The 19432-nt window shown below is 62.9% G+C and carries 19 protein-coding genes; 7 read left to right on the top strand and 12 right to left on the bottom strand.

The features are described 5' to 3' along the window. Positions 1–26 precede the first annotated feature (26 nt). The 3 genes from E4M07_RS16060 to E4M07_RS16070 all read right to left on the bottom strand — a co-directional run bounded on the left by E4M07_RS16060 (position 27) and on the right by E4M07_RS16070 (position 3124). A complete protein-coding gene (locus E4M07_RS16060; RefSeq protein ID WP_136659391.1) occupies positions 27–494 on the bottom strand; it encodes a DUF992 domain-containing protein in 468 nt (155 codons plus the stop codon). Between the two features lie 150 nt (positions 495–644). Continuing rightward, the gene (locus tag E4M07_RS16065; RefSeq protein ID WP_136659392.1) at positions 645–2531 is read right to left on the bottom strand and encodes a monovalent cation:proton antiporter-2 (CPA2) family protein; all 1887 of its coding nucleotides are present in this window, start codon (positions 2529–2531) and stop codon (positions 645–647) included. Beyond that, the gene (locus tag E4M07_RS16070; protein ID WP_246660475.1) at positions 2528–3124 is read right to left on the bottom strand and encodes an NAD(P)H-dependent oxidoreductase; all 597 of its coding nucleotides are present in this window, start codon (positions 3122–3124) and stop codon (positions 2528–2530) included. The genes E4M07_RS16065 and E4M07_RS16070 overlap by 4 nt, the downstream gene beginning before the upstream one ends. A gap of 211 nt (positions 3125–3335) precedes the next feature. Between E4M07_RS16070 and E4M07_RS16075 the strand changes: the two genes are divergently transcribed. From E4M07_RS16075 to E4M07_RS16085, 3 genes are all read left to right on the top strand, one after another. After that, positions 3336–4139 (top strand): acetolactate decarboxylase, encoded by an 804-nt coding sequence (locus E4M07_RS16075; protein ID WP_136659394.1) that lies wholly within the window; start codon positions 3336–3338, stop codon positions 4137–4139. A 64-nt stretch (positions 4140–4203) separates the two neighbouring features. Continuing rightward, entirely contained in the window at positions 4204–5568 is a 1365-nt protein-coding gene (locus E4M07_RS16080) for a sulfatase-like hydrolase/transferase (RefSeq protein ID WP_136659395.1), read from the top strand. Between the two features lie 71 nt (positions 5569–5639). Continuing rightward, a complete protein-coding gene (locus tag E4M07_RS16085) occupies positions 5640–6077 on the top strand; it encodes a GNAT family N-acetyltransferase (protein WP_136659396.1) in 438 nt (145 codons plus the stop codon). Between the two features lie 22 nt (positions 6078–6099). Here the strand turns inward: E4M07_RS16085 and E4M07_RS16090 are convergent, their stop codons facing one another. Next, positions 6100–6867: a TIGR01458 family HAD-type hydrolase gene (locus E4M07_RS16090; RefSeq protein WP_136659397.1), complete on the bottom strand. Its 768-nt coding sequence runs from the start codon at positions 6865–6867 to the stop codon at positions 6100–6102. Positions 6868–7061: 194 nt separating this feature from the next. On the opposite strand from E4M07_RS16090, the gene E4M07_RS16095 reads away from it, so the two are divergent. Both E4M07_RS16095 and E4M07_RS16100 read left to right on the top strand, forming a co-directional pair. Continuing rightward, the gene (locus E4M07_RS16095) at positions 7062–7592 is read left to right on the top strand and encodes an RNA polymerase sigma factor (protein ID WP_206057286.1); all 531 of its coding nucleotides are present in this window, start codon (positions 7062–7064) and stop codon (positions 7590–7592) included. After that, entirely contained in the window at positions 7589–8368 is a 780-nt protein-coding gene (locus tag E4M07_RS16100; protein ID WP_136659399.1) for a hypothetical protein, read from the top strand. Before E4M07_RS16095 ends, E4M07_RS16100 begins: the two co-directional genes overlap by 4 nt. 9 nt (positions 8369–8377) lie before the next feature. On the opposite strand, the gene E4M07_RS29340 is transcribed toward E4M07_RS16100, so the two are convergent. From E4M07_RS29340 to E4M07_RS16115, 3 genes are all read right to left on the bottom strand, one after another. Next, positions 8378–8710: a hypothetical protein gene (locus tag E4M07_RS29340; protein WP_206057287.1), complete on the bottom strand. Its 333-nt coding sequence runs from the start codon at positions 8708–8710 to the stop codon at positions 8378–8380. A gap of 78 nt (positions 8711–8788) precedes the next feature. Beyond that, entirely contained in the window at positions 8789–10084 is a 1296-nt protein-coding gene (locus tag E4M07_RS16110) for a sulfite oxidase (RefSeq protein ID WP_136659400.1), read from the bottom strand. A 161-nt stretch (positions 10085–10245) separates the two neighbouring features. Then, positions 10246–11448, bottom strand: a complete 1203-nt coding sequence (locus tag E4M07_RS16115) for a hydantoinase/carbamoylase family amidase (RefSeq protein ID WP_136659401.1) — start codon at positions 11446–11448, stop codon at positions 10246–10248. A gap of 273 nt (positions 11449–11721) precedes the next feature. Between E4M07_RS16115 and E4M07_RS16120 the strand changes: the two genes are divergently transcribed. Together E4M07_RS16120 and E4M07_RS16125 are read left to right on the top strand one after the other, a co-directional pair. Then, entirely contained in the window at positions 11722–12279 is a 558-nt protein-coding gene (locus E4M07_RS16120) for a hypothetical protein (RefSeq protein ID WP_136659402.1), read from the top strand. After that, entirely contained in the window at positions 12276–14540 is a 2265-nt protein-coding gene (locus tag E4M07_RS16125) for a hypothetical protein (protein ID WP_136659403.1), read from the top strand. The genes E4M07_RS16120 and E4M07_RS16125 overlap by 4 nt, the downstream gene beginning before the upstream one ends. Before the next feature lie 128 nt (positions 14541–14668). Here the strand turns inward: E4M07_RS16125 and E4M07_RS16130 are convergent, their stop codons facing one another. From E4M07_RS16130 to E4M07_RS16150, 5 genes are read right to left on the bottom strand one after another with little or no spacing between them, the layout of a single operon-like run. Beyond that, complete coding sequence (locus E4M07_RS16130) at positions 14669–16039, bottom strand: NAD-dependent succinate-semialdehyde dehydrogenase (protein ID WP_136659404.1); 1371 nt, start codon at positions 16037–16039, stop codon at positions 14669–14671. A gap of 54 nt (positions 16040–16093) precedes the next feature. Beyond that, positions 16094–16795 carry an ABC transporter ATP-binding protein gene (locus tag E4M07_RS16135; RefSeq protein WP_206057288.1) on the bottom strand — a complete coding sequence of 234 codons (702 nt, stop codon included), beginning with the start codon at positions 16793–16795 and terminating at the stop codon, positions 16094–16096. After that, complete coding sequence (locus tag E4M07_RS16140; RefSeq protein ID WP_136659406.1) at positions 16792–17535, bottom strand: ABC transporter ATP-binding protein; 744 nt, start codon at positions 17533–17535, stop codon at positions 16792–16794. Before E4M07_RS16140 ends, E4M07_RS16135 begins: the two co-directional genes overlap by 4 nt. Beyond that, complete coding sequence (locus tag E4M07_RS16145; RefSeq protein ID WP_136659407.1) at positions 17532–18551, bottom strand: branched-chain amino acid ABC transporter permease; 1020 nt, start codon at positions 18549–18551, stop codon at positions 17532–17534. The genes E4M07_RS16140 and E4M07_RS16145 overlap by 4 nt, the downstream gene beginning before the upstream one ends. After that, positions 18535–19413: a branched-chain amino acid ABC transporter permease gene (locus E4M07_RS16150; protein ID WP_136659408.1), complete on the bottom strand. Its 879-nt coding sequence runs from the start codon at positions 19411–19413 to the stop codon at positions 18535–18537. Before E4M07_RS16150 ends, E4M07_RS16145 begins: the two co-directional genes overlap by 17 nt. Between the last annotated feature and the right edge of the window lie 19 nt (positions 19414–19432).

Below are 19432 nucleotides of genomic sequence, written 5' to 3' on the forward strand. Positions count from 1 at the left end.
CGCGGTTCTCCGACGGAAGGCGGCGGCTAGTTCGCCGCCTGGAGCGTGAAACGCGATACGCCAGCGGCGATGTTCAGGCCGGTCTGGAGCTGAATGTTGACCGGCTGCAGGGAGATCGAGTTCTCGAAGCCGCCAACCAGCACATTTGCACCGGCGCCGACGCCGACGGTCGCCTCTGCGGACGCGCCGACATAGGTGCCGTTGAGGGCGCCATTGGGCACGCTCCTGGTCGGTGCGAAGACCCACCAGATGAGGTCGGTGCGATCCGCCTTGCCGAGGTCAAGGCCGAACTTCTCGACGGATCCGTCATAGCGTTCGGTCGAGCCGTCGATCGAGGTGTATTCGCAGCCCAGCGTCTTATATGAGACGAGGATGTGATTGCCGACATCGGCGACGGAACAGCCGAGCTGTCCAATCTTGATCAGGTCCGATGCCGTTGCCGGTGTGGCGCCGACTGCTGCGGCGAACAGCAGAGCCAAAGTCAGTTTTTTCATTTTTGATGCTCCTGGAATTCGGTCCGCGCCCGGCGCCATGCCGGACGTGCCGATGAGAATTGCGCTTAGAACGCGCAAATATGATGAGGATGTGGCAAATTCAATGGCTTGCGACAATTTCGCAAAGCCGATGGTTTACAAAGACTTTTGCTATTCCGCCTTGCTTCCCGGCGGCAACCAGGCGCGCTTGACCCGGTCGTGGACGGAAGGGTTGTCGGAAAGCGCCTCCTCCGTCTCTTTCTCGATCTCGCGCGCCATCTTCATGTAGGGCTCGTTCTCGAAGGGCGGAATCTCCGGGTCGTAGAGCTGCGCCAGGCGCCGGATCCCGTCCCGGTCGCGCTCCACGAAGACGGTAATCAGCTTCTCGACCTCGTGCGGGTGCACGCCGAAGGCCTCCAGCGCGTATCGCGCGGCCCGAACCGCGCTGTCGAAGGTCTCGCGCACAATGTCGTCGGCGCCGGCCTTGTAGAGCTCGTAGACATAGTGGCGGTTGCGGGCGCGCGCGACGATGTGCAGATCCGGCTTTTCGCGCCGCGCATGTTTGACGATCTCGACGGCCCGGTCCATGTCGTCGATGGCGACGACCAGCAGGCCCGCCTCTTCAAGACCCGCCGCGTGCAGCAGGTCCGGGCGGGAGGCATCACCGTAGAAGGTGCGTATGCCGTAGCGGTTGAACCCGTCGACCATGTCGGCGCTGAGATCGAGCACCACCGTCTTGTAGCCGTTGCCCTTGAGCACCCGGTTGATCACCTGGCCGAAACGGCCGATGCCGCAGATGATCGCGGCACCCTTCTCGTCGATCTCGTCCGCCGCCCTGCCCTGCTCCTCGTCGAGGCGCGGCAGAACCACCCGGTCGAAGACGATGAAAAGGGCCGGTGTCAGAAGCATCGACAGCGCAACGACCAGCAGCAGCAGGTCGGCGAGGTCCGTCGGTATCACCGCGTTCTGCACCGAAAACGAGAGCAGCACGAAACCGAATTCGCCGGCCTGGGCGAGCGACAGGGTGAAGAGCCACTGATCGGCGCCGCGCAGCCGGAAGATGAAGGACAGCGCCAGAAGGACAGCGGCCTTCAGCGCCATCAGGCCGATGGTGAGGCCGATGACGAGCAGCGCGTTGTCGAACAACAGCACGAAGTTGATGCCGGCGCCGACGGTGATGAAGAACAGGCCGAGCAGCAGTCCCTTGAACGGCTCGATATCGCTTTCCAGCTCGTGCCGGAATTCGCTGTTGGCGAGCACCACACCCGCCAGGAACGTGCCGAGCGCCGGCGACAGCCCGACGAGCGTCATAAGGAAGGCAATGGCAACGACGAGAAGCAGCGCCGCCGCGGTGAATATCTCGCGCAGCTTTGCCGATGCGATGAACCGGAACAACGGCCGCGACAGGTAGTGGCCGCCTGCCACGACGGCGGCAATCGCGGCGATATTGACGATGGCGACCTGCCAGCCGGAAAGGCCCTCGATCAGGCTGAGTTCGGCGCCGTGCCCGCCTTCCGCGTGGGCCTCGGCCCCGTGGTGGACGAGTTCAGGCAGGGCAAGAAGCGGAATCAGCGCCAGCATCGGAATGACGGCGATATCCTGAAACAGCAGCACGGAAAAACTCGACTGGCCGCCGTCGCTCTTCATCAGGCCCTTCTCGTTGAGCGTCTGCAACACGATCGCCGTCGACGACAGCGAGAACACCAGTCCGATCGCCAGGGCGACGCTCCAGCCGAGACCCAGCGCCATGCCCGCCGCCATCACCAGGACGGTGGTCACGCCGACCTGCAGGCCGCCGAGACCGAGCAGACGGTTGCGCATGGTCCACAGCGTTCGCGGCTCCAGCTCCAGCCCGACGAGGAACAACATCATCACGACGCCGAACTCGGCGATGTGCTGGATGCTCTCGGTATCCCCGACGAGCCCGAGCACCGGCCCGATGACGATGCCGGCGATGAGGTAGCCGAGCACGGAGCCCAGCCCCATGCGTTTCGCAACCGGGACCGCAATTACGGCGGCGCACAGATAGATGAAGGCCTGGAAAAGCAGACCGGTCACGGCTGCGCCTCCTCGGCGATCGGCAGTGTGTGCGCGGTCAGCACCGACAGTTCCGCCGCCGCATCGAGATCGAGGCGGTCGTCGCGCAGCGCTTTGAGAAACCGGCCATAGCCCTCGATATGCTCGGCAAGCCCATCGTCGCCCGCCGCCTTCAGCGCGGCGTAGAGCGTATAGGGCGGCACGAAACGCAGCCCGCACAGATTGGCCGTCTGCTCGATCGGCGTCAGCAGGTCCCGCAGCGGATAGTTGTTGCGCCCGCCGACCTGATAGAACTCTTCCGGGCCGCCGGTGGTGACCACCGGCACGAAAAGCTTGCCGGCGATCATGACGCCGCCCTCGCCATAGGCGAAGCCGTATTCGAGCACCAGGTCCTGCCACTCCTTGAGAAGGGCCGGCGTCGAATACCAGAACAGCGGGAACTGGAACACGATGACATCGTGATCGAGGAGACGCTGCTGTTCGGTCTCCACGTCTATTTTGAAGCGCGGATACTCGGCATAAAGATCGACAAGCGTCACGCCCCTTGTCTGCCGCGCGATCTTCGCCAGTTCGATATTCGCCCGGGAGTAGCGCTGGCCCGGATGTGCAAACAAGACAAGTATTTTCCGGCTCTGCTGCGCCACGCGCCCTCCCCTCGGTTCGTCCTCCGACCGACTTTTCCGGTCCCGGCGGAGCTTGTCAATATCGAGCGTCCCGGCGACTTTTCAAGGGCGTGCGGCGATACGGGCGGCGCTCCGCCCAATCAGCGCTTGCCCGACTCAACGCAAGCGCGCATGATGGAGAAGAACAGGAGAACCGCGTCCCATGATCATCCCGATCAGCCAGTCTTGTCCGATCCGTATGCGGGTCCGGGCAGCGACCTGTGCTGCCCTGATGCTGGCAGCGCTCGGCAACGCGGCCGCCCACGATCAGGAAGTTTCGTCCATCGGCCCGCGAACGACATTGTTTGTGTTCGGCCCCGAGCTTCCTTTCATGTTCGACATTGTGGGCGAACGGCTCGATTTTCGCTGGGCGGACCTGGTAACCTACGGCAACACGGCCATCGGCACGCTCGAAAACGGTGCCGGCGAGGTCATCGGGATCAACCGCGAGTACTGGGTCGCGGACCCGACCGATCCGACACCGAGGAAGCTGACGGAAGAAATCACCCCTTCGGGAGTAGTCGCGACTTTCGTTCCGGATCAAAAATACACCGTTTCAACGACCGTCGACCTGGAAGCGCTACAGACCATCCTGGACGAGCAGTTCGTCGACACGGAAGCCTATGCCTATCTGTTCCGCATTTCCGCAACGCTGGATTTCGTCGAGTACCAGCTTTCCGGCCCGGTACCCAACGGCGAGATCCTTGCACAGATCGATGCCGGGGACAGCCAGAAGGCGGCAACGATCGGAACGCAAAAATACACCGCGAACGATGTACCCGCGACGATCGTGGGCCTGCGAGCGCCCGGCTATCTCAACACGGTGCTCGAGGTTCCCTACCACATCCATTTCCTGGCCGATGACCGCAGCATGCTCGGCCATGTGACCGATCTGCAGGCGGATGACCTCGCGGTCGAGTGGACAAGGGTCAATGCGGTCAACATCCACATGTGGGACGTGAAATAGGGAGAAATTTCCACAACCGTTTCAATGGGGTAGCGCCAACTGCCTTTTGCAGCGGAGGAATAGCATGGTTCTAAGACTGCCCCTGCTCGCGCTTATGGCGCTTGCTTCAATGATTGTGCTGCCGGGCCTGCGCGGACCGGCGCTCAGCGCACCGAATATATTGCTGATCATTGCCGATGACATGGGGCTGGATGCAAGCCCCTGCTATGACGTCGGCGCCTGGAAGCCGGCGATGCCCAATCTCGAGCGGCTGTGCCGCGAGGGCCTGGTTTTCGACAATTTCTACGCGGCGCCCATGTGCTCGCCCACGCGGGCGACGATCATGACCGGGCGATACGGGTTTCGCACCGGTGTCGGTTCGGCCGTCGGGCGGCGCTCGGACAATGCACTCAGCCCGTCCGAGACCACCCTGTTCCAGTTCCTCGACGCCTATGCGGACGATCCATATGCACACGGCGTCGTCGGCAAGTGGCACTTGTCCAACGATACCAACGGCGGAAGCGACCATCCAAGGCGCGCCGGTGTCGGCTACTATGCCGGGGTGATCGAGGGAACGCTGGACGACTACTACGACTGGCCGCGCACGGAGAACGGCAGCACCGAGCAGGTCAACAGCTATGTCACCACGGCCATGACGGACGATGCCATCACCTGGATCGCCGCCCAGGAGGGACGTCCGTGGTTCCTGTGGCTTGCCTATGTGGCGCCGCATCTGCCGCTTCACGTCCCGCCGCAGGAACTGCACACGGTGGCCGGGCTGACGGGCCAGGAACAGGATATCCAGGCCCGCGCGCTGGACTACTATTTCGCGGCGCTGGAAGCGATGGATTCGGAAATGGGCCGGCTGCTCGATAGCCTGCCAAATGCTGTGCGCGACGACACGGTCGTCTTCTTTATCGGCGATAACGGCACGCCGAACCGCACCGTCCAGCCCCCTTTCGAACGCCGGCGCGCCAAGGCCAGCCTCTACGAAGGCGGGACGCACGTGCCGCTGATCGTCGCCGGCAAGGGCGTGACGCGACAGGGCAAACGGGAGGCGGCGCTGGTCAACTCGACCGATCTTTTCGCGACCATCGCGCAGCTCGCCGGCATCGATGTGCCTGCCGCGCCCGACAGCCCCGAGGACAGCATCAGCTTCGCGCCGCTTCTGACCGAAAGCGGCGCCGGCGGGCGGCGGTACGTTTACACGGAATTGTTCGGCGAGATGCCCGGCGCCAGGCGGAACAAAAGGCCGAGCCGCAACGGATGGGCGATCCGCGACGACCGCTGGAAATACCTCCATCTCGATGAACAGGGCGATGCGTTCTACGACCTGGCAAGCGATCCGTTCGAACAGGACAATCTCCTGAACGGCGGGCTCAGCGGCGAAGAAAAAGCGGCCTATGAGAGACTGAGAACGGCCGGCTACGAGCTGCGCGCGGGTTACTAGCCCGTACGGCCGCTTGGCGGCGTCCGGCAACCGGCCGCCGCCGATTGTCCCGAAACACCACGGTGTCGACCATGGCCGAAAACATCGAAATTCAAATCGGAGACGAGGAAGACGCAAGGCAGATCGAAACCGCGCTGCTTGCCGCCTTGCGGGGAGCGCAGCCGCAATCCGCCAATGCGCGCTTCGTGCTTTGCGCCCGGACGGGCGACGGCCGGCTTGTCGCCGGCGCGACCGTTGAAACATCCTATGGCTGGGCCGCCGTCAAGACCCTTTGGGTCGCGGATGAATTCCGCCGCCGCGGAATTGCACACGCGCTGATGCGCAAAGCCGAGGAAAAGGCGCTGGACCTCGGCTGCCACGGCGCCTGGCTGGACACGTCCAACCCGGATGCCAGGACGTTTTACGAGAAGCTGGGCTACACCGAATTCGGCTCTTTGGCCAACGCGCACGGCCAGCACCCGGAAACCCACCGGCGCTGGTTCCTCAAGAAGGCGCTGACAGAAACATGACGTTGTTCAGCCAAAGTCCGCGCTAGGAACCGGTCAACGACTCTGCGGCTTGCAGAAGATCATCGAATTCCGCCGTCGGCTGGACATCAAGTCCCTCGGAGCAGCCCGGTTGCCACTTTCCCGTGCGGACCAGGTAGCCCGAAAGGCCGGACTTGATTGCCGCCGCCACATCGAACTCCGCGTCGTCGCCGATCATGACGACATCCTTCGGTTCCAGTTTCATGTCGTCAACGGCAAGGTGAAAGAAATCCGGGGACGGCTTTCCCAGCACCGTCGCCTCCCGTCCCGATGCAAATTCCAGCGCGGCGACGAAGGCGCCGACATCGAGGCTGAGATTTCCGTCATCGTCGCGGAAATAACGGTTGCCGGCGAGCGCGATGAACGCGGCACCGGCCATGATGCGGCGGAAAGCCTCGTTGAGGCTGTCATAGGAAAACCCCTCGCGGGCATCGGCCACGATAACTGCCGGCCGGCTTCCGGCCGGCAAGTCGCTGAAATCCTGCATCAGCGATGGCCGGACCAGAAAGTGTGGATCGAGCCCCTCGCGAACGATATGCGAGCGGGCCGCCTGGGAAGGCGTGAATATTTCATGGGGTTCGACGGGAATGCCCAGCCCTTCCAGCTTGGCGCGGATGGCACCCAGCGGCTGGCTCGTGGTGTTGGTCAGAAACCGTGTCGGTATCCCCGCCCGTTTCAAACGCAATATCGCTTCGCCCGAACCCGGAAGGACGGCGCCGCCCTGATAGACAACACCGCCCAGATCGACCAGAACTCCCTTCGGCTTTGCCATGTTTGCGTCCATCCCGCGCGATTTGTCACTCAGAGTATCGAATTCCGCCCCGCAAATTAATATCCCGCGGTGACCTTATGAACACACCCGCGGATAACCGTCATCCGATGCGATCGCGACATTGAACCTCAGCGTCCGTTTCGCCTATGCTGGCCCGACGGACGCTTGTGCGTCCGGCAGGGAGGGAGTTGCAGGTGATTTCGCGGTTTTTCAGACGGCGCGACCCGACCGCACGGCTAGCCGGCGAGTTGAAGGCCTATGCGCTGGCCGTGACACGCGATCCCGACGCCGCCGATGACCTGGTGCAGGAAACCCTCGCGCGCATGCTGGAGCGGCCGAAACTGCTGGAAGACGCTGTCATGGCAAAGCGCTACGCGTTCAGGACGCTGCACAATCTGTACATCGATAATTTGCGCAAACAGAAAGTCAGGCGGGAATATTCCGCGGTCCAGGAACGTATATCCAGCGAAGCGGACGGAGCCGATTTCGACGCCGTCGATCGGCTGATCGTGCGCAACGCTTTCGAACTTCTATCGCCGGAGCATCGCGAAATCCTGTTTTTGATCGATGTGATGGGCTTCAAATACGCCGAGGCGGCGGAAACGCTCGGCATAGCAAATGGAACGGTCATGAGCAGGGTCAGCCGGGCAAGGGCGGAAATGATCAGGAAACTGCACGAATCCCCCGTGCGCCCGCTGAAACGGCGCGGAAAGAACGAGCATTGAGCAGATTGTCGGAAAAAGACTTCGAGATCCTCAACGCGCTCGCCGACGGCGAGCTTGACGAGGACACGGCACGTGAATGGCAGGCGCGCATCGACAGCCAGCCAAAGCTGCGCGCCGCTTACGACGACATCGTCTCGATCAAGCGGAAACTGGGGGGACTTGGCGCGGATAACCCGCAGCTTCCCGCCCTTGGAAGCCAGGGCGATTCCGGCGCGGGCCGCTGGGCCATAGCGGCCTCGATCGCCGCCGTTCTGCTTGCCGGGGCCGTGGTCTTCTGGCCGGCAAGCGAGACCACCGGCCAGCCGCAATCGATCGCCGCCTGGCACGACCGGTTTTCCGGACAGGAATATGTCGTCGACCAGGGCGATCAGCCGCTTTTCGTTTCATTCGGCCAGATCGCGGATATACCGATACCCGATTTGACCGCCTGGCGGCTTTATCTGGTCGACCATCAGGTCCTGGATCCCGGAACGCAGTCCGCTCAGGCGGTTCTCCACTATCGTGGCCTGCGCGGCTGCCGGCTGACCATCCGTTACGGTGCGTCGGTGCAGCCGGTCGCCGCCGACCCGGCGCCCCCCGAGGGCAGCAACTTCCGCCACTGGCTCGCCGGGAGTTCCGACATCAGCATCATCGCCAGCGGGATGGACGCGGGCCGTTTCCAGTCGATTGCCGAATATGTCGAACTGCTGACCAGGGCCGCGGCCGACCCGAGCGGGAAGATGCAGATGGCCGAGGCCAGCGGCTACCTGAACGCGCCGCCCTGCGCACAGGCTTAACGGCTGCGTTCAATTTGTGGGAAAATTGGGCCGGTCGACACCGTAGTTCTTTGCAAGGTAGTCGACGACGAGCGTGTAGTCCGGCTCCTCGATCTCCTCCATTTCCTGCTCATCCACCATCCATTCGAGCATTTCGACCCATCCGTCTCGCGTGATTCCCTGTTGGGCGACAATGCGTTCTGAGTGGCAGGCGGTGCAGTAGATGAAGGTCTCCTCGACGCCGGCATCGTCCACGAGGATGCCGTACTCATAGTCGTCATCGCCCGCCGATCCCGCCGGGGAAACGCCGGCCGATGCGGCAAGGAATGCGGCGCAGAGCAAGTGTCTGAAGACACGGATCATGGTGTTCTCCAAGGAATTCACCCGTGCGTGGCAGATAAATCCGCCACGCACGCGCGGTCAATGTCGGTGAAAAATCGGTCAGCTCACGGTCAGCGCAATGCGGTGCATCGTGTTGTTGAGATAACCCTTCGGGTTCCAGGCCAGCGCGAAGGGCTGCTGCTCGCCGGAATCGTCCGTCGCGCGCGCCCAGACCTCGTAGTAGCCGGCCTGCGGGAAGGCCACCGTCGTGCGCCAGTTCTGCCAGGCGCCTTCATTGACCGGATCGTCGAGATCGGCCTGCTGCCAGCTCGCGCCGAAATCAATGGAGACGTCGAGCCGCGTGACCTTGCGGTCGCCCGACCAGGCATGGCCGCGTATCTCGGCCTTCATCCCGGAGGCCGTGCCGGTCTGCGGTGCGGTAATGAGCGATTTCACCGGCATGCGTTCGATGATCTCGAAGTCTTCCTTCTCGACCTTCTCGCCGGGGGCCACCGGCCGGTTGGGGACGCGGTAGGAGGTGCCGGTCATTTTCGGACCGTCATGGACGATGTCGCGCAGGTAAATGCGCTTCAGCCACTTGTGCGAGACGGAGCCCGGCCAGCCGGGCACCACCAGCCGCAGCGGCGCGCCGTTGTTCGGATGGATCGGGGCGCCGTTCTGCGCCCAGGCGATAAGCACATTGTCGGTCATCGCCTTTTCGATCGTCATGCCGCGCGAAATCGGCAGCTTGTCCGGGTTGCCGGACAGGTGGCTGTCGGCGCCCACATGGGCGGTGTAGACGACATTGTCCTTGACGCCGGCGGCGTTCAAGACGTCCTTCAGCCGCACGCCCGTCCAGTCGGAGCAGCCGACTGCGCCCAGCGTCCACTGGTTGCCCTTGGCGGGCGGATCGAAAGCGGCACGGCCGTTGCCGCCGCATTCGATGGTCAGCGCCATGGTGTGGTTCTCGAACTTCTCGCCAAGTTCAGCAATCGTCAGGGTCATCGGGTTGTCGACCAGCCCGTCGACGGTCAGTGTCCAGGTGTCCGCATCGACGTCCTCCGGCGGATGGCCGTTGTTGCGGATGAAGTGGCGCGCCGTCGGCGTGATCGGATCGTCAAGCAGGTGCGGCGGCGTCTCGGCATTGATCGGCCGGTCGTTAAGAAGCGTCAGCCCGTCCTTGCCGGTCAGCACGTCCTCGTTCGCGAAGGCCGCCGGGATGAAGCCGGCCGGCATGTTGCGGTGGAACGGGATTGCCGTCCCGATCATCGCGCCCATGGTCGCAAGGCCCGCACCTTTCAGGAAACCGCGCCTGTCTGAGTTCGTCTTCCTGCCGAAAAATGCGGCGTCGGCCCCCTCGGGATCCTGTTCAAAGAAATCATAAAGGCCCCTCGGCCCGTCCGTACGATCGGTCATGCGTATCTCCTCCTCTGCGATCGAATGTCGCATTGGGTAAAGGACGTGCGTGCCGCCGGGATTATTCCTGCGGGCGGGCAAAAATTTTTCGGCACTGGCCGATCGGACGCCGGCCGGGCGGCGCACACGGGCCCGGGCGACACGGTACTAAGGCGTTCGATTCACACGGCGATCGCCAGTGCCAGCACCTCGGCGCCGCGGATCAGATCGTCGGTGTCCGTGTCCTCCGAAAAATTGTGGCTGATGCCGCCGATCGACGGCACGAACAGCATCGCCGCGGGCATCAGCCGGGCGACATTGGCGGCATCGTGCAGTGCGCCGGAGGGCATGACCCGCCAGTTGTCCGGCGCCGTTTCCGCCGCAGCGCTCTCCAGTCGGGCGCGCAGGCCGTCGTCCATCCCGGTCGGCGGCACGGCGACATGGTTCGACAGATCGAGGTGCAGGGTACGTTCGGCGCAGACCCGCTCGGCGGTTCCGCGGACGATTTCCTCCATGCGGTCGAGCCGATCCTTGTCGCCATCGCGCCACTGGACCGTGAAGTCGGCCTGCCCGGGCACGATGGAGGACGCGTTGGGCTGCAGCGCGACGTGGCCGATGGTCCAGACGGTCGCGGGCGTGACGATCTCCGCGAAAGCCCGGTTGATCGCGTCGGCAAAGGCGACGAGGCCCTGGAAGGCGTCGCGGCGCGCCGCCATGGGCGTCGTTCCGGCGTGGTTCTGGTGGCCGGTGAAGCGGATCTGCAGGCTGCGGATGCCGACAATGACGTCGACGACGCCGATCGATTCCCCGGCTTCGTCCAGCACCGGCCCCTGTTCGATATGCGTTTCGATGAAGCCGGTGAACCGGTCGGGCCGCACGAAATCGGCCGCGCAAAGACCGGCCATCGCCGCCCTGGCCTCGGCGAAGGTCCGGCCCTCAAGGTCGGTCAGCCGGTCGGCCTCGTCGAGCGGCAGCGCCCCGCTCCAGACGCGGCTGCCGGTCAGCGCGCCGAAGCGGCCCTCCTCGTCCTGGAAGGAAACGACGGCAACCGGCGGCCCGCCGGCCTCGGCGGAAGCCCGCGATACCTCAAGCGCGGCGATCACCCCGTAGGCGCCGTCAAGCCAGCCGCCTTCCGGCTGGCTGTCGCTGTGGGAGCCCGAGAGCATGCAGGGCGTGTCCGCAGCCGGCAGGCCGAAAAGATTACCGACGGGATCGAAGACCGGCTCCAGCCCGGCTTCCGCCATGCGCCCGGCAAGCCATTGCCTGGCGGCGATATCGGCTTTTGAATAGGCCGGCCGCACGACGCCGGTTTCCCTGGCGCCGAAGGAACGCAAATGCTGAAGATCGCCCAGCAGGCGGTCTGGTTTGATGGGAATAGACGGCATGATGCTCCTGCACTGTGACAAACGGCAGGGCGCAGTCTGGTGCAGTCCGGTATGTTTGTCGAACAATTGTTAGGGCCCGTTCAGGAATTAACTGAAACGTCACGCCGGCCGCCGCTTCAATTGACAGCGCATTTGGCGGCCCGCTACAGTTTTTGCGGGCAGGATTGTCCACCCGGGGCGAGCGCGTTGAGTTTCATGTCGAACGGGCGGCAAAAGTCAGACGGATCGCGGTCGATAACCCGGCCCATTTTGCGAAGACCGAGGAGTGCTTTAATGCGATTTCGTTTCCTGACTGTATTGTCTGTCGTCTGCCTGGGCGCGTTCGGCACCGGCGCGCTGGCGCAGGACGCCTCCTCGGACGAGCAGCCCGATTTCATCATCAAGGTGCCGGTGAAATTTGACAATCTGCACAAGGACATCACCGGTTCCTACGTGCATTGCGAGGCCTTTTCGCCCGATTACACCTATGGCGGCGACCAGGCGACGCCGGCGCGCGCTTCTTCGGGCGATCTCGGCACCGACGATTTCGACGGCATTGTCGAGATGGCGCTTTCCGTGCGCGACTACTGGGACCCGGACGATACGACGGAAATCGTCTGCGAGATGTCCTTTAACGTGCAGACGGACCGCGGTGTCGAGCGTATCGATTCCGAGCTTTACGGGCCGACGACGGCCTTCGGCCGAGACCGCAGCGCCTGCCGCCACGAGGTCGAATGGCTGCGCGCCGCCTGCACGGAAAAGGACAGCGAGGCGCTCGGCCTCATCCGCCACAAGTTGAACGAGCCGGCGGCGGGCGAGGCCACTGATACGACCGCCGCAACATCGGAATGAAACGCCGGCACGCGCTTGCCGTTCTTGTCCTTGCGCTGACATTCGCCGCACCCGCGGCGGCGCAGGAGGAAGACACCTGCGCGGGCCTTGGCGACCTTTCCGGTCTCTACACGACCTCCGACGGCAGCGTCGAGGCCGACTGGACCTTCCTGAGCTCCGGCGAGACGCCGCAGGCGGGCGATCCGTTCCAGGCCGAGCACACCTATCTTCCGGGCGTCGAGCGGCTGGGGCCCGGCCCGCACTACCTGCTCTTCGGACGTATGGGCGAGGGCTGCCGCTCGATCAGCGGCACCTGGCGGGCGCTCTTCGCGCCCTCCGGCACCGGCCGGATGATGAGCGGCGCCTTCACCGCCTCGGTGGCGCCCGGCGCGATCACCATCGTCAGCGCCGAGGACGACGCGGACCAGCCGGTCGGCTGGCTCGGCCTAAACTACCAGATCGACGGAAACGGGGAACCCGTGCCGGTCACCCTGCAGCAGCGGCTCGCCTTCAACGGCACGACGGTAACGACGCGGGATGTCACCGTGGCAGCTCAACTCTCCTTCGGCGGCGAACGGCCCGCGACCGGCACCGTTGAACTCGGCGAAAGACTCGCCTTCACCGGGCACCAGCCGCAAAGCCGTACGATCGAGTGGGGCGAAACGCTCGCCTTCCATGGCCTGGGCGACGGCACGCGCACGGTGGAACTCACCGCGACGCTGGAACACCACGGCAAGCCCACCGGAACGCGCACGCTGGACCTTGCGGACGCGCTCGCCTTTTCCGGCAAGGAAAGCGCGCAACGCGTTGTGGCGCTTGCAGAAAGCCTCTCCTTCAGCGGCAAGCCGTACGCCGTGCGCCGCATCGAACTTGCCGAGACGCTGGCCTTTCCCGGGCAGCCCCTGCGCACCCGCACGATCGCACTCGAAGAGGCCCTCGCCTTTTCCGGCAAGCCGCATGCGGTGCGGCGCCTGACGCTCACGGACGCCCTGGCGTTCCAGGGCGAAGCGCGCGCGCCGCGCGGGCTGGACCTCGGCGCCCTCAGCTTCAGCGGCACGCCGCCCGTCACGCGGCGCATCGATTTTAACGAGGCTCTCGAACTGCACGGGCTGATGCCCGCCGGACGGCGCGTGACGCTGTCGCGCCGGCTTACCTTCCACGCCGACCGGGACGGCACGCGGCCGATTTCCCTCGGCGAACGCCTCGCCTTTTCCGGCCCGCGCCCGGTGAGCCGCGCGGTCGCGATGCCGTCGCCGCTTTCCTTCCACGGCGACACGGTGCGCATGCGGGAGGTTTCCCTGCCCGGCGCGCTGCATTTCTCCGGCAAGCAGGCGCGGGCGCGCATGGTGCTGACGGACGGCACGCTCGAATTCCACGGCATGACCGGGCCGATCGAAGTCTCGATCGTCATGGAGAACCTCGACCCGGTGGGGGCCGGTCCCTGCGGGCTGATGCTCGACACAGGTCTGCGCACGCTCGATATCGAGGAGAGCCTGCCGGAGACACCCGACGGCATCACGCCGGACTATATCGAAAAGCTGCGCGCCGCCTTCGGGCCCTATCACAGCTATATCGCCGACACGCTCGACAGGCAGGCGGCCTGCATGGAGGAGCGGCTGGAGGGCTTTCGCGAGATCGCCGCCGACGCGGCGCATGAGAGCTGGCTGAAGGCGCCGGCCCTCAATGCCGAGACCTTCTACACCAACCAGATCCGCGCGACGCGCAATGCGGCGCTTTATTTGCGCCAGATCGCCTGGGAGCTGGACGGTATCGCGCGGATCCTCAACGACGAGGAAAGCTTCCACCTGTTCGACAGCGGTATAGACGCGCCGGAAGCCGCCAATTTCGGCCTGGTGACGAAGGGGGCGGATGCGCCTGTGCCCAGCGGCGGAGACATCATGAAGGCGAAAGACTTCGAGCTGATGCTCAAGCATGCGCCGGAAACGGCCGAGGCGCTGATCGCCCAGCGCAACCAATATCTGCACCGCAAGCTCACGCAGAGGCTCGCTTATCTGGAGGGGCTGCTGCCGCGCACGATCGGGGGCCTTGCTGACTGGACGCAGGTCGAAGGCTATGTGACCCGCGAGTTCATGCCGCGCATTGCCGGCGAGATCGCCGCCGGCACCGGCGGGGACGCGGCTTCCTATGCGCGGGAATTCTCCGAGCTTGCCCAGGTGACCGGCAACCGCATCAGCGGCGGCGAATTTTCCGACTTCATGGGCGGCAAGGTGCGCGACGGCGATTTCGACCCGTGGCCGGACGCGAAGATCCTTCTTCCGTGACCAGCCGTCAGCGCACGGCGCGGGCAAGCGCCCTTTAGCGGATGGGGTTACGGTGGCGGCAACCTCGAACTCGTTTGACTGCCGGTGCCGCAGGATCAGTCGGAAACGATCGCGGTCATCGAACCGGGTTAGGATCCGGCGGCAGTCACGATTGTTTTGATATTGGTGAATTCGCGCGCGCCGTGTACGCCCAGCTCCCGACCGTAACCGGATAGTTTTATTCCGCCAAAAGGCAGACGCGGGTCCGATGCGACCATTGCGTTTATAAATGTCTGGCCGGATTCGATTTCATCGGCACAGCGTTGTTGCTCCACCGGATCGTTCGTCCAAACACTGCTGCCCAGCCCGTAGGGTGTGTCATTGGCGAGCTTCATCGCGTGTTCGAAACTGTCTGCTCTGAACAGCGCGGCTGCCGGACCGAACATCTCCACGTCGTTTGAAGCAGCGTCTCGTGGAATGTCTGAAAGAACCGTTGCCGAATAGAAATACCCGTCACCACCGCTCGGACGGCCACCCGTCAGTAGCCGCGCGCCGGCGCTTTTGGATTGTTCAATCTGGAGGCGTAGTGTTTCAAGACCTTGGGCGGTGGCCAGCGGGCCAAGTTCGGTCGAACCTTGCATTGGATCGCCCACGGTGAGTGCTTCCATTGCGGCCACAAACCCGGCTTCAAACTTGTCATAAACATCCCGATGCACGATGAAGCGCTTCGCGCATACACAGGACTGGCCATTGTTGGTGATCCGGGCCGCAACGCCGGTTGCGATAGCCTTTTCGAGATCGGCGCTTGGCAGCACGATGAACGGATCGTTGCCGCCGAGTTCAAGAACGCATTTTTTCAATGCGCCTCCGGCAGTCCGGGCAACCGCCGCCCCTGCCGCTTCGCTGCCGGTCAGCGTGACGGCGGCAATTCGTTTGTCGCGTATAATGTTTGCGATCCTGGCGGATCCGATTGCAAGATTCTGAAACACGCCAGGCTGAAGGCCGGCCTGCTGCGTGACTGCCTCAATCGCCCGCGCGCATTGCGGCACATTGGAGGCATGTTTCAACAGCATGGTATTTCCCGCCATTATCGCCGGCGCAAGGCACCTGAACACCTGCCACAGCGGGAAGTTCCAGGGCATGATAGCCAAAATAGTGCCAAGCGGCAGGTACCGGATGCGGGCAGCCGGAGGCGACGCGACAATGTCATCCGACAGCAGCGCTTCTCCGGCGTCGGCAAAGTAGCGGCACGCCAGCGCGCATTTTTGAACCTCCGCGACGGCCTGATTGATGGGTTTCCCCATCTCCAGGGTCATCAGGTTCGCAAGAGCCTTTTGATCCCTGTCCAGAATGCCGGCTATCATGTGTAACACCGCCCGCCGTTCTTCGAAGGTGGACCGCTTCCAGCCCATGGAGGCAATTTCAGCGGAACAAAGCGCCTTCTCGATGGCATCGGGCGTAAGTTCCTCAAATGCGGCAAGCTCCGTGCCGTCGGTTGGATTAATGCTCTTTAAGACCACTGTACTTGTCCAATACAAATGAGAGTAATACTGAAATGCGGTCGCCGCGGCCGTCTAAACTGCGAGATATTTCTGTTTCAATTCGGAGTTCTGTTCCAATTCGTCGATCGTGCCATGGAATCTGATCCGGCCGTCGTCGATCAGATAGGCCCGATCGGAAAGCCTGCAGGCAAAGCTCGAATTCTGCTCCACCAGAAGAATGGATATCCCCTCGTCGCGGACGGTCCGGATTACATCGCCGACGGTCGTGACAATCACCGGGGCCAGCCCTTCGGATGGCTCGTCCAAAAGGATCAGCGAAGGATTGCCCATAAGCGCCCGGCCGATGGTCAGCATCTGCTGTTCACCGCCGCTCAGTTGATGACCGAGATTGTGACGCCGCTCGTTGAGGCGGGGAAACAGTTCATAAACGCGCTTGATTGACCAGGGACCGTTGCGGCGCTCCCGGATGGCGCCGATCTCCAGGTTCTCGTGAACCGTGAGGCGCGAGAATATCCGACGATCCTCCGGCACGAATGCGATGCCCTTGCGGCAAATGTTGTTTGGCTTTTCTCCCTGGAGCGGCTTGCCCTCGAATGAGACGGTGCCGCTGCGCGGCGGCGTCAGGCCCATTATGGAGCGCAGACTGGTCGTCTTGCCAGCGCCGTTGCGGCCAAGGAGGCTGACAACCTCGCCTTGGCCGACTGTCAGCGCAACATCAAACAGGATATGGCTTTGACCATAATAGGTATTAAGTTTTTCGACGTTCAGCATCACGCTTCCTCGCCCAGATAGGCAACCTGCACGGTTCTATTTCCCTTGATTTCCTCAGGGGTTCCCTCGGCGATGATGCTGCCCTGGTGCAGGACGCTGATATTATCGGCAATTGAAAAGACAATGCCCATGTCGTGTTCGGTGAACAGCACGGTCGCGCTCTGCGCCACGCGGCGGATCAACGCCACGGTGCTTGCGGTTTCCTCGACCGACATTCCGGCCGTCGGTTCGTCGAGAAGGATCAGACGCGGATTGAGCGCCAGGGTCAGCCCCAACTCCAGGTTTCGGCGCTCACCATGGCTCAGCGCGCTCACCGGCAGACCTGCTTTGGCGCCAAGTTCGACACGGTCGAGAATTTCACGCGCCTCGGCGGCCTCCGTTTCAAAGGAGAGCAGTGACGCAAACAAATTCGTGGTTTTGCCTCTGCCGGCAAGCACGCCGACCAAGATGTTTTCGAACACCGAAAGGCGCGGGAATATATTGGTGATCTGGAACGACCGCCCGATACCCCGTCTCACGAGGGCATGGGCGGGCACACCCGTTACGTCCGCGCCTTCAAATATGACCTTGCCGCCAGTCGGCGCCAGTTTGCCGGTGATAAGATTGAACAGTGTCGTCTTGCCGGCGCCGTTGGGCCCAATAATGGCGCGTACCTCGCCGGCTTCAAGCGACAGACTCACATCGCTGACGGCGTTGAGTGCGCCGAACCGTCGGCTGAGCTTGCGTGTTTCCAGGATGGTCATTTACTCGCCCCCTTGAAGATTTCGCTGAGGCGGGCGGTAATGAACCCGACAATGCCGCCGGGTGCGAACAGGACGCACAGGATCAGGATGCTACCGACAATGATTTTCCAATACTCCGTGTAGTTCAGCACCGTGTCGCGCAGGAAAATCAGAACGGTGGCCCCGACCGCCGGTCCCAAGAAGGAATGGATGCCGCCGAGGATCGTCATCAACACCGTTTCGCCCGACTTCGTCCAGTAAAGGAGTTCCGGCGAAATGAAGCCCTGGAACGGTGCAAACAAGCCACCGGCGAGGCCGCCAAAGGCGGCGGAAATGATGAAGGCGGCGAGCTTGTAGCGGTAGACCGGCAGGCCGAGAAATTCCACGCGCTCTGGATTTTCGCGGATCGCCTTCAAAATCGCGCCGAATGGCGAATTGAGGATGCGCCACATCAGGTAGGCGGCGAGTGCCACGATCACAAGCGTGAAATAGTAGTAGCCGACGAAACCGTCTATGCTGATCTCGGTAAGACCGAACAGGCTGATGTCGGGGCGCGGAATGCCGATCAGTCCATCGTCGCCGCCTGTCACGCTGTCCCAATAGAACGCGATGGTGTAGAACGCTTGGGAAAAGGCCAGCGTAATCATGGCGAAGTAAAGACCCGAAAGGCGAATGCAGAATACGCCGATCGCCAGTGCGACGATGCCTGCCGATAGCACGCTGGCAGTCAGACCAGCCCAGATCGAGGGGTAAACATGCTGCATTGCAAGTGTGCTCGCATAGGCGCCAATTCCCAGAAAGGCGGCATGGCCGAGCGACACGAGGCCGGTATAGCCGATCAGTATGTTGAGGCTGAGCGCTAGCAGCGAAATGATGATGATTTCCGTAAATAGCTGCAGATTGTAGAGATTGCCGTCAAGCAGCGGATATGCGATTGCCGCCGCGAAGCCCGCCAGGGTCAGTGTCTTGCCGTTGACCAGGCTGGTGGCGATCGGGCGCGACCCGTACGACACGGCAGCGTCAGACAGTTTTTTCACCGAATAGCCCCCTTGGTTTGACGATCAGAACCGCGAGAAGGACGAGATAGATAAAGATCATCGCGAAGTTGGGCAGTGCCAGAATGCCGAATGCCTTTATCTGGCCGATCAGCAGCGCGCCGATTATGGCGCCGCCCAGGCTGCCCATGCCGCCGATGACGACGACGATGAAAGACTCGATGAAAATCTCCAGCCCCATACCCGGCACGATGCTGCGAATTGGCGCGACGAGAAGGCCGGCAAGCCCTGCAAGCGCTGCGCTCAAGGCAAAGACGCCGGTGAAGACCAGATTGACATTGACGCCGAGCGCGCCGAGCATTTCGGTGTCGGTCGAGGCGGCACGGATCAATTTGCCGAAGGGAGTGCGGTAGAGAAGATACCACAGCAGCGCGCAGACGACCGGCCCGACGACGATGATGAAAATGAAATGCAGCGGAAAGCCGTAATTGCCGATGGACACGGCCCCGCTCAACAGTTCCGGCACCGGTACGGTCTTGAAATCCCGACCCCATATCAACAGTGCGAGATCATCAAAGACCATCGCCAGGCCGAAGGTCAAAAGCAGCGTGTAAAGACGTTCGCGGTGGTAGAGGGGCCGCAACAGGCATATCTCCACCACCGCGGCAACCAGCGCGAGCGCAAGGGGAATTGTGATCAGGCCGACCCAAAACCACATCCCGCCCAGCCCCCACTGGCCGAGGGAGAACATCATGAAGGCTCCAAGCATGTAGAAGCCGCCATGGGCGAAGTTGAGGATGCCGAGAACACCGAGCAACAGAGTCAGCCCCGATGCAATCAGTATCAGGATCATGGCGATTGCCAGGCCGTTCAGGAACTGGGCTGCGACAAAGGCAATATCCATTGCAGTGTGCTCCACGCTA

The organism is Nitratireductor sp. XY-223 (assembly GCF_004959855.1).
GTDB lineage: Bacteria > Pseudomonadota > Alphaproteobacteria > Rhizobiales > Rhizobiaceae > Hoeflea_A.

What these genes read in the sequence shown, in the direction of transcription:
- E4M07_RS16110 (WP_136659400.1), bottom strand. Translation starts at nt 10,084, where the DNA reads ATGACCGATCGTACGGACGGGCCGAGGGGCCTTTATGATTTCTTTGAA.
- E4M07_RS16150 (WP_136659408.1), bottom strand. Translation starts at nt 19,413, where the DNA reads ATGGATATTGCCTTTGTCGCAGCCCAGTTCCTGAACGGCCTGGCAATC.
- E4M07_RS16090 (WP_136659397.1), bottom strand. Translation starts at nt 6,867, where the DNA reads ATGGCAAAGCCGAAGGGAGTTCTGGTCGATCTGGGCGGTGTTGTCTAT.
- E4M07_RS16080 (WP_136659395.1), top strand. Translation starts at nt 4,204, where the DNA reads ATGGTTCTAAGACTGCCCCTGCTCGCGCTTATGGCGCTTGCTTCAATG.
- E4M07_RS16075 (WP_136659394.1), top strand. Translation starts at nt 3,336, where the DNA reads ATGATCATCCCGATCAGCCAGTCTTGTCCGATCCGTATGCGGGTCCGG.
- E4M07_RS16140 (WP_136659406.1), bottom strand. Translation starts at nt 17,535, where the DNA reads ATGACCATCCTGGAAACACGCAAGCTCAGCCGACGGTTCGGCGCACTC.
- E4M07_RS16060 (WP_136659391.1), bottom strand. Translation starts at nt 494, where the DNA reads ATGAAAAAACTGACTTTGGCTCTGCTGTTCGCCGCAGCAGTCGGCGCC.
- E4M07_RS16115 (WP_136659401.1), bottom strand. Translation starts at nt 11,448, where the DNA reads ATGCCGTCTATTCCCATCAAACCAGACCGCCTGCTGGGCGATCTTCAG.
- E4M07_RS16085 (WP_136659396.1), top strand. Translation starts at nt 5,640, where the DNA reads ATGGCCGAAAACATCGAAATTCAAATCGGAGACGAGGAAGACGCAAGG.
- E4M07_RS16120 (WP_136659402.1), top strand. Translation starts at nt 11,722, where the DNA reads ATGCGATTTCGTTTCCTGACTGTATTGTCTGTCGTCTGCCTGGGCGCG.
- E4M07_RS16125 (WP_136659403.1), top strand. Translation starts at nt 12,276, where the DNA reads ATGAAACGCCGGCACGCGCTTGCCGTTCTTGTCCTTGCGCTGACATTC.
- E4M07_RS29340 (WP_206057287.1), bottom strand. Translation starts at nt 8,710, where the DNA reads ATGATCCGTGTCTTCAGACACTTGCTCTGCGCCGCATTCCTTGCCGCA.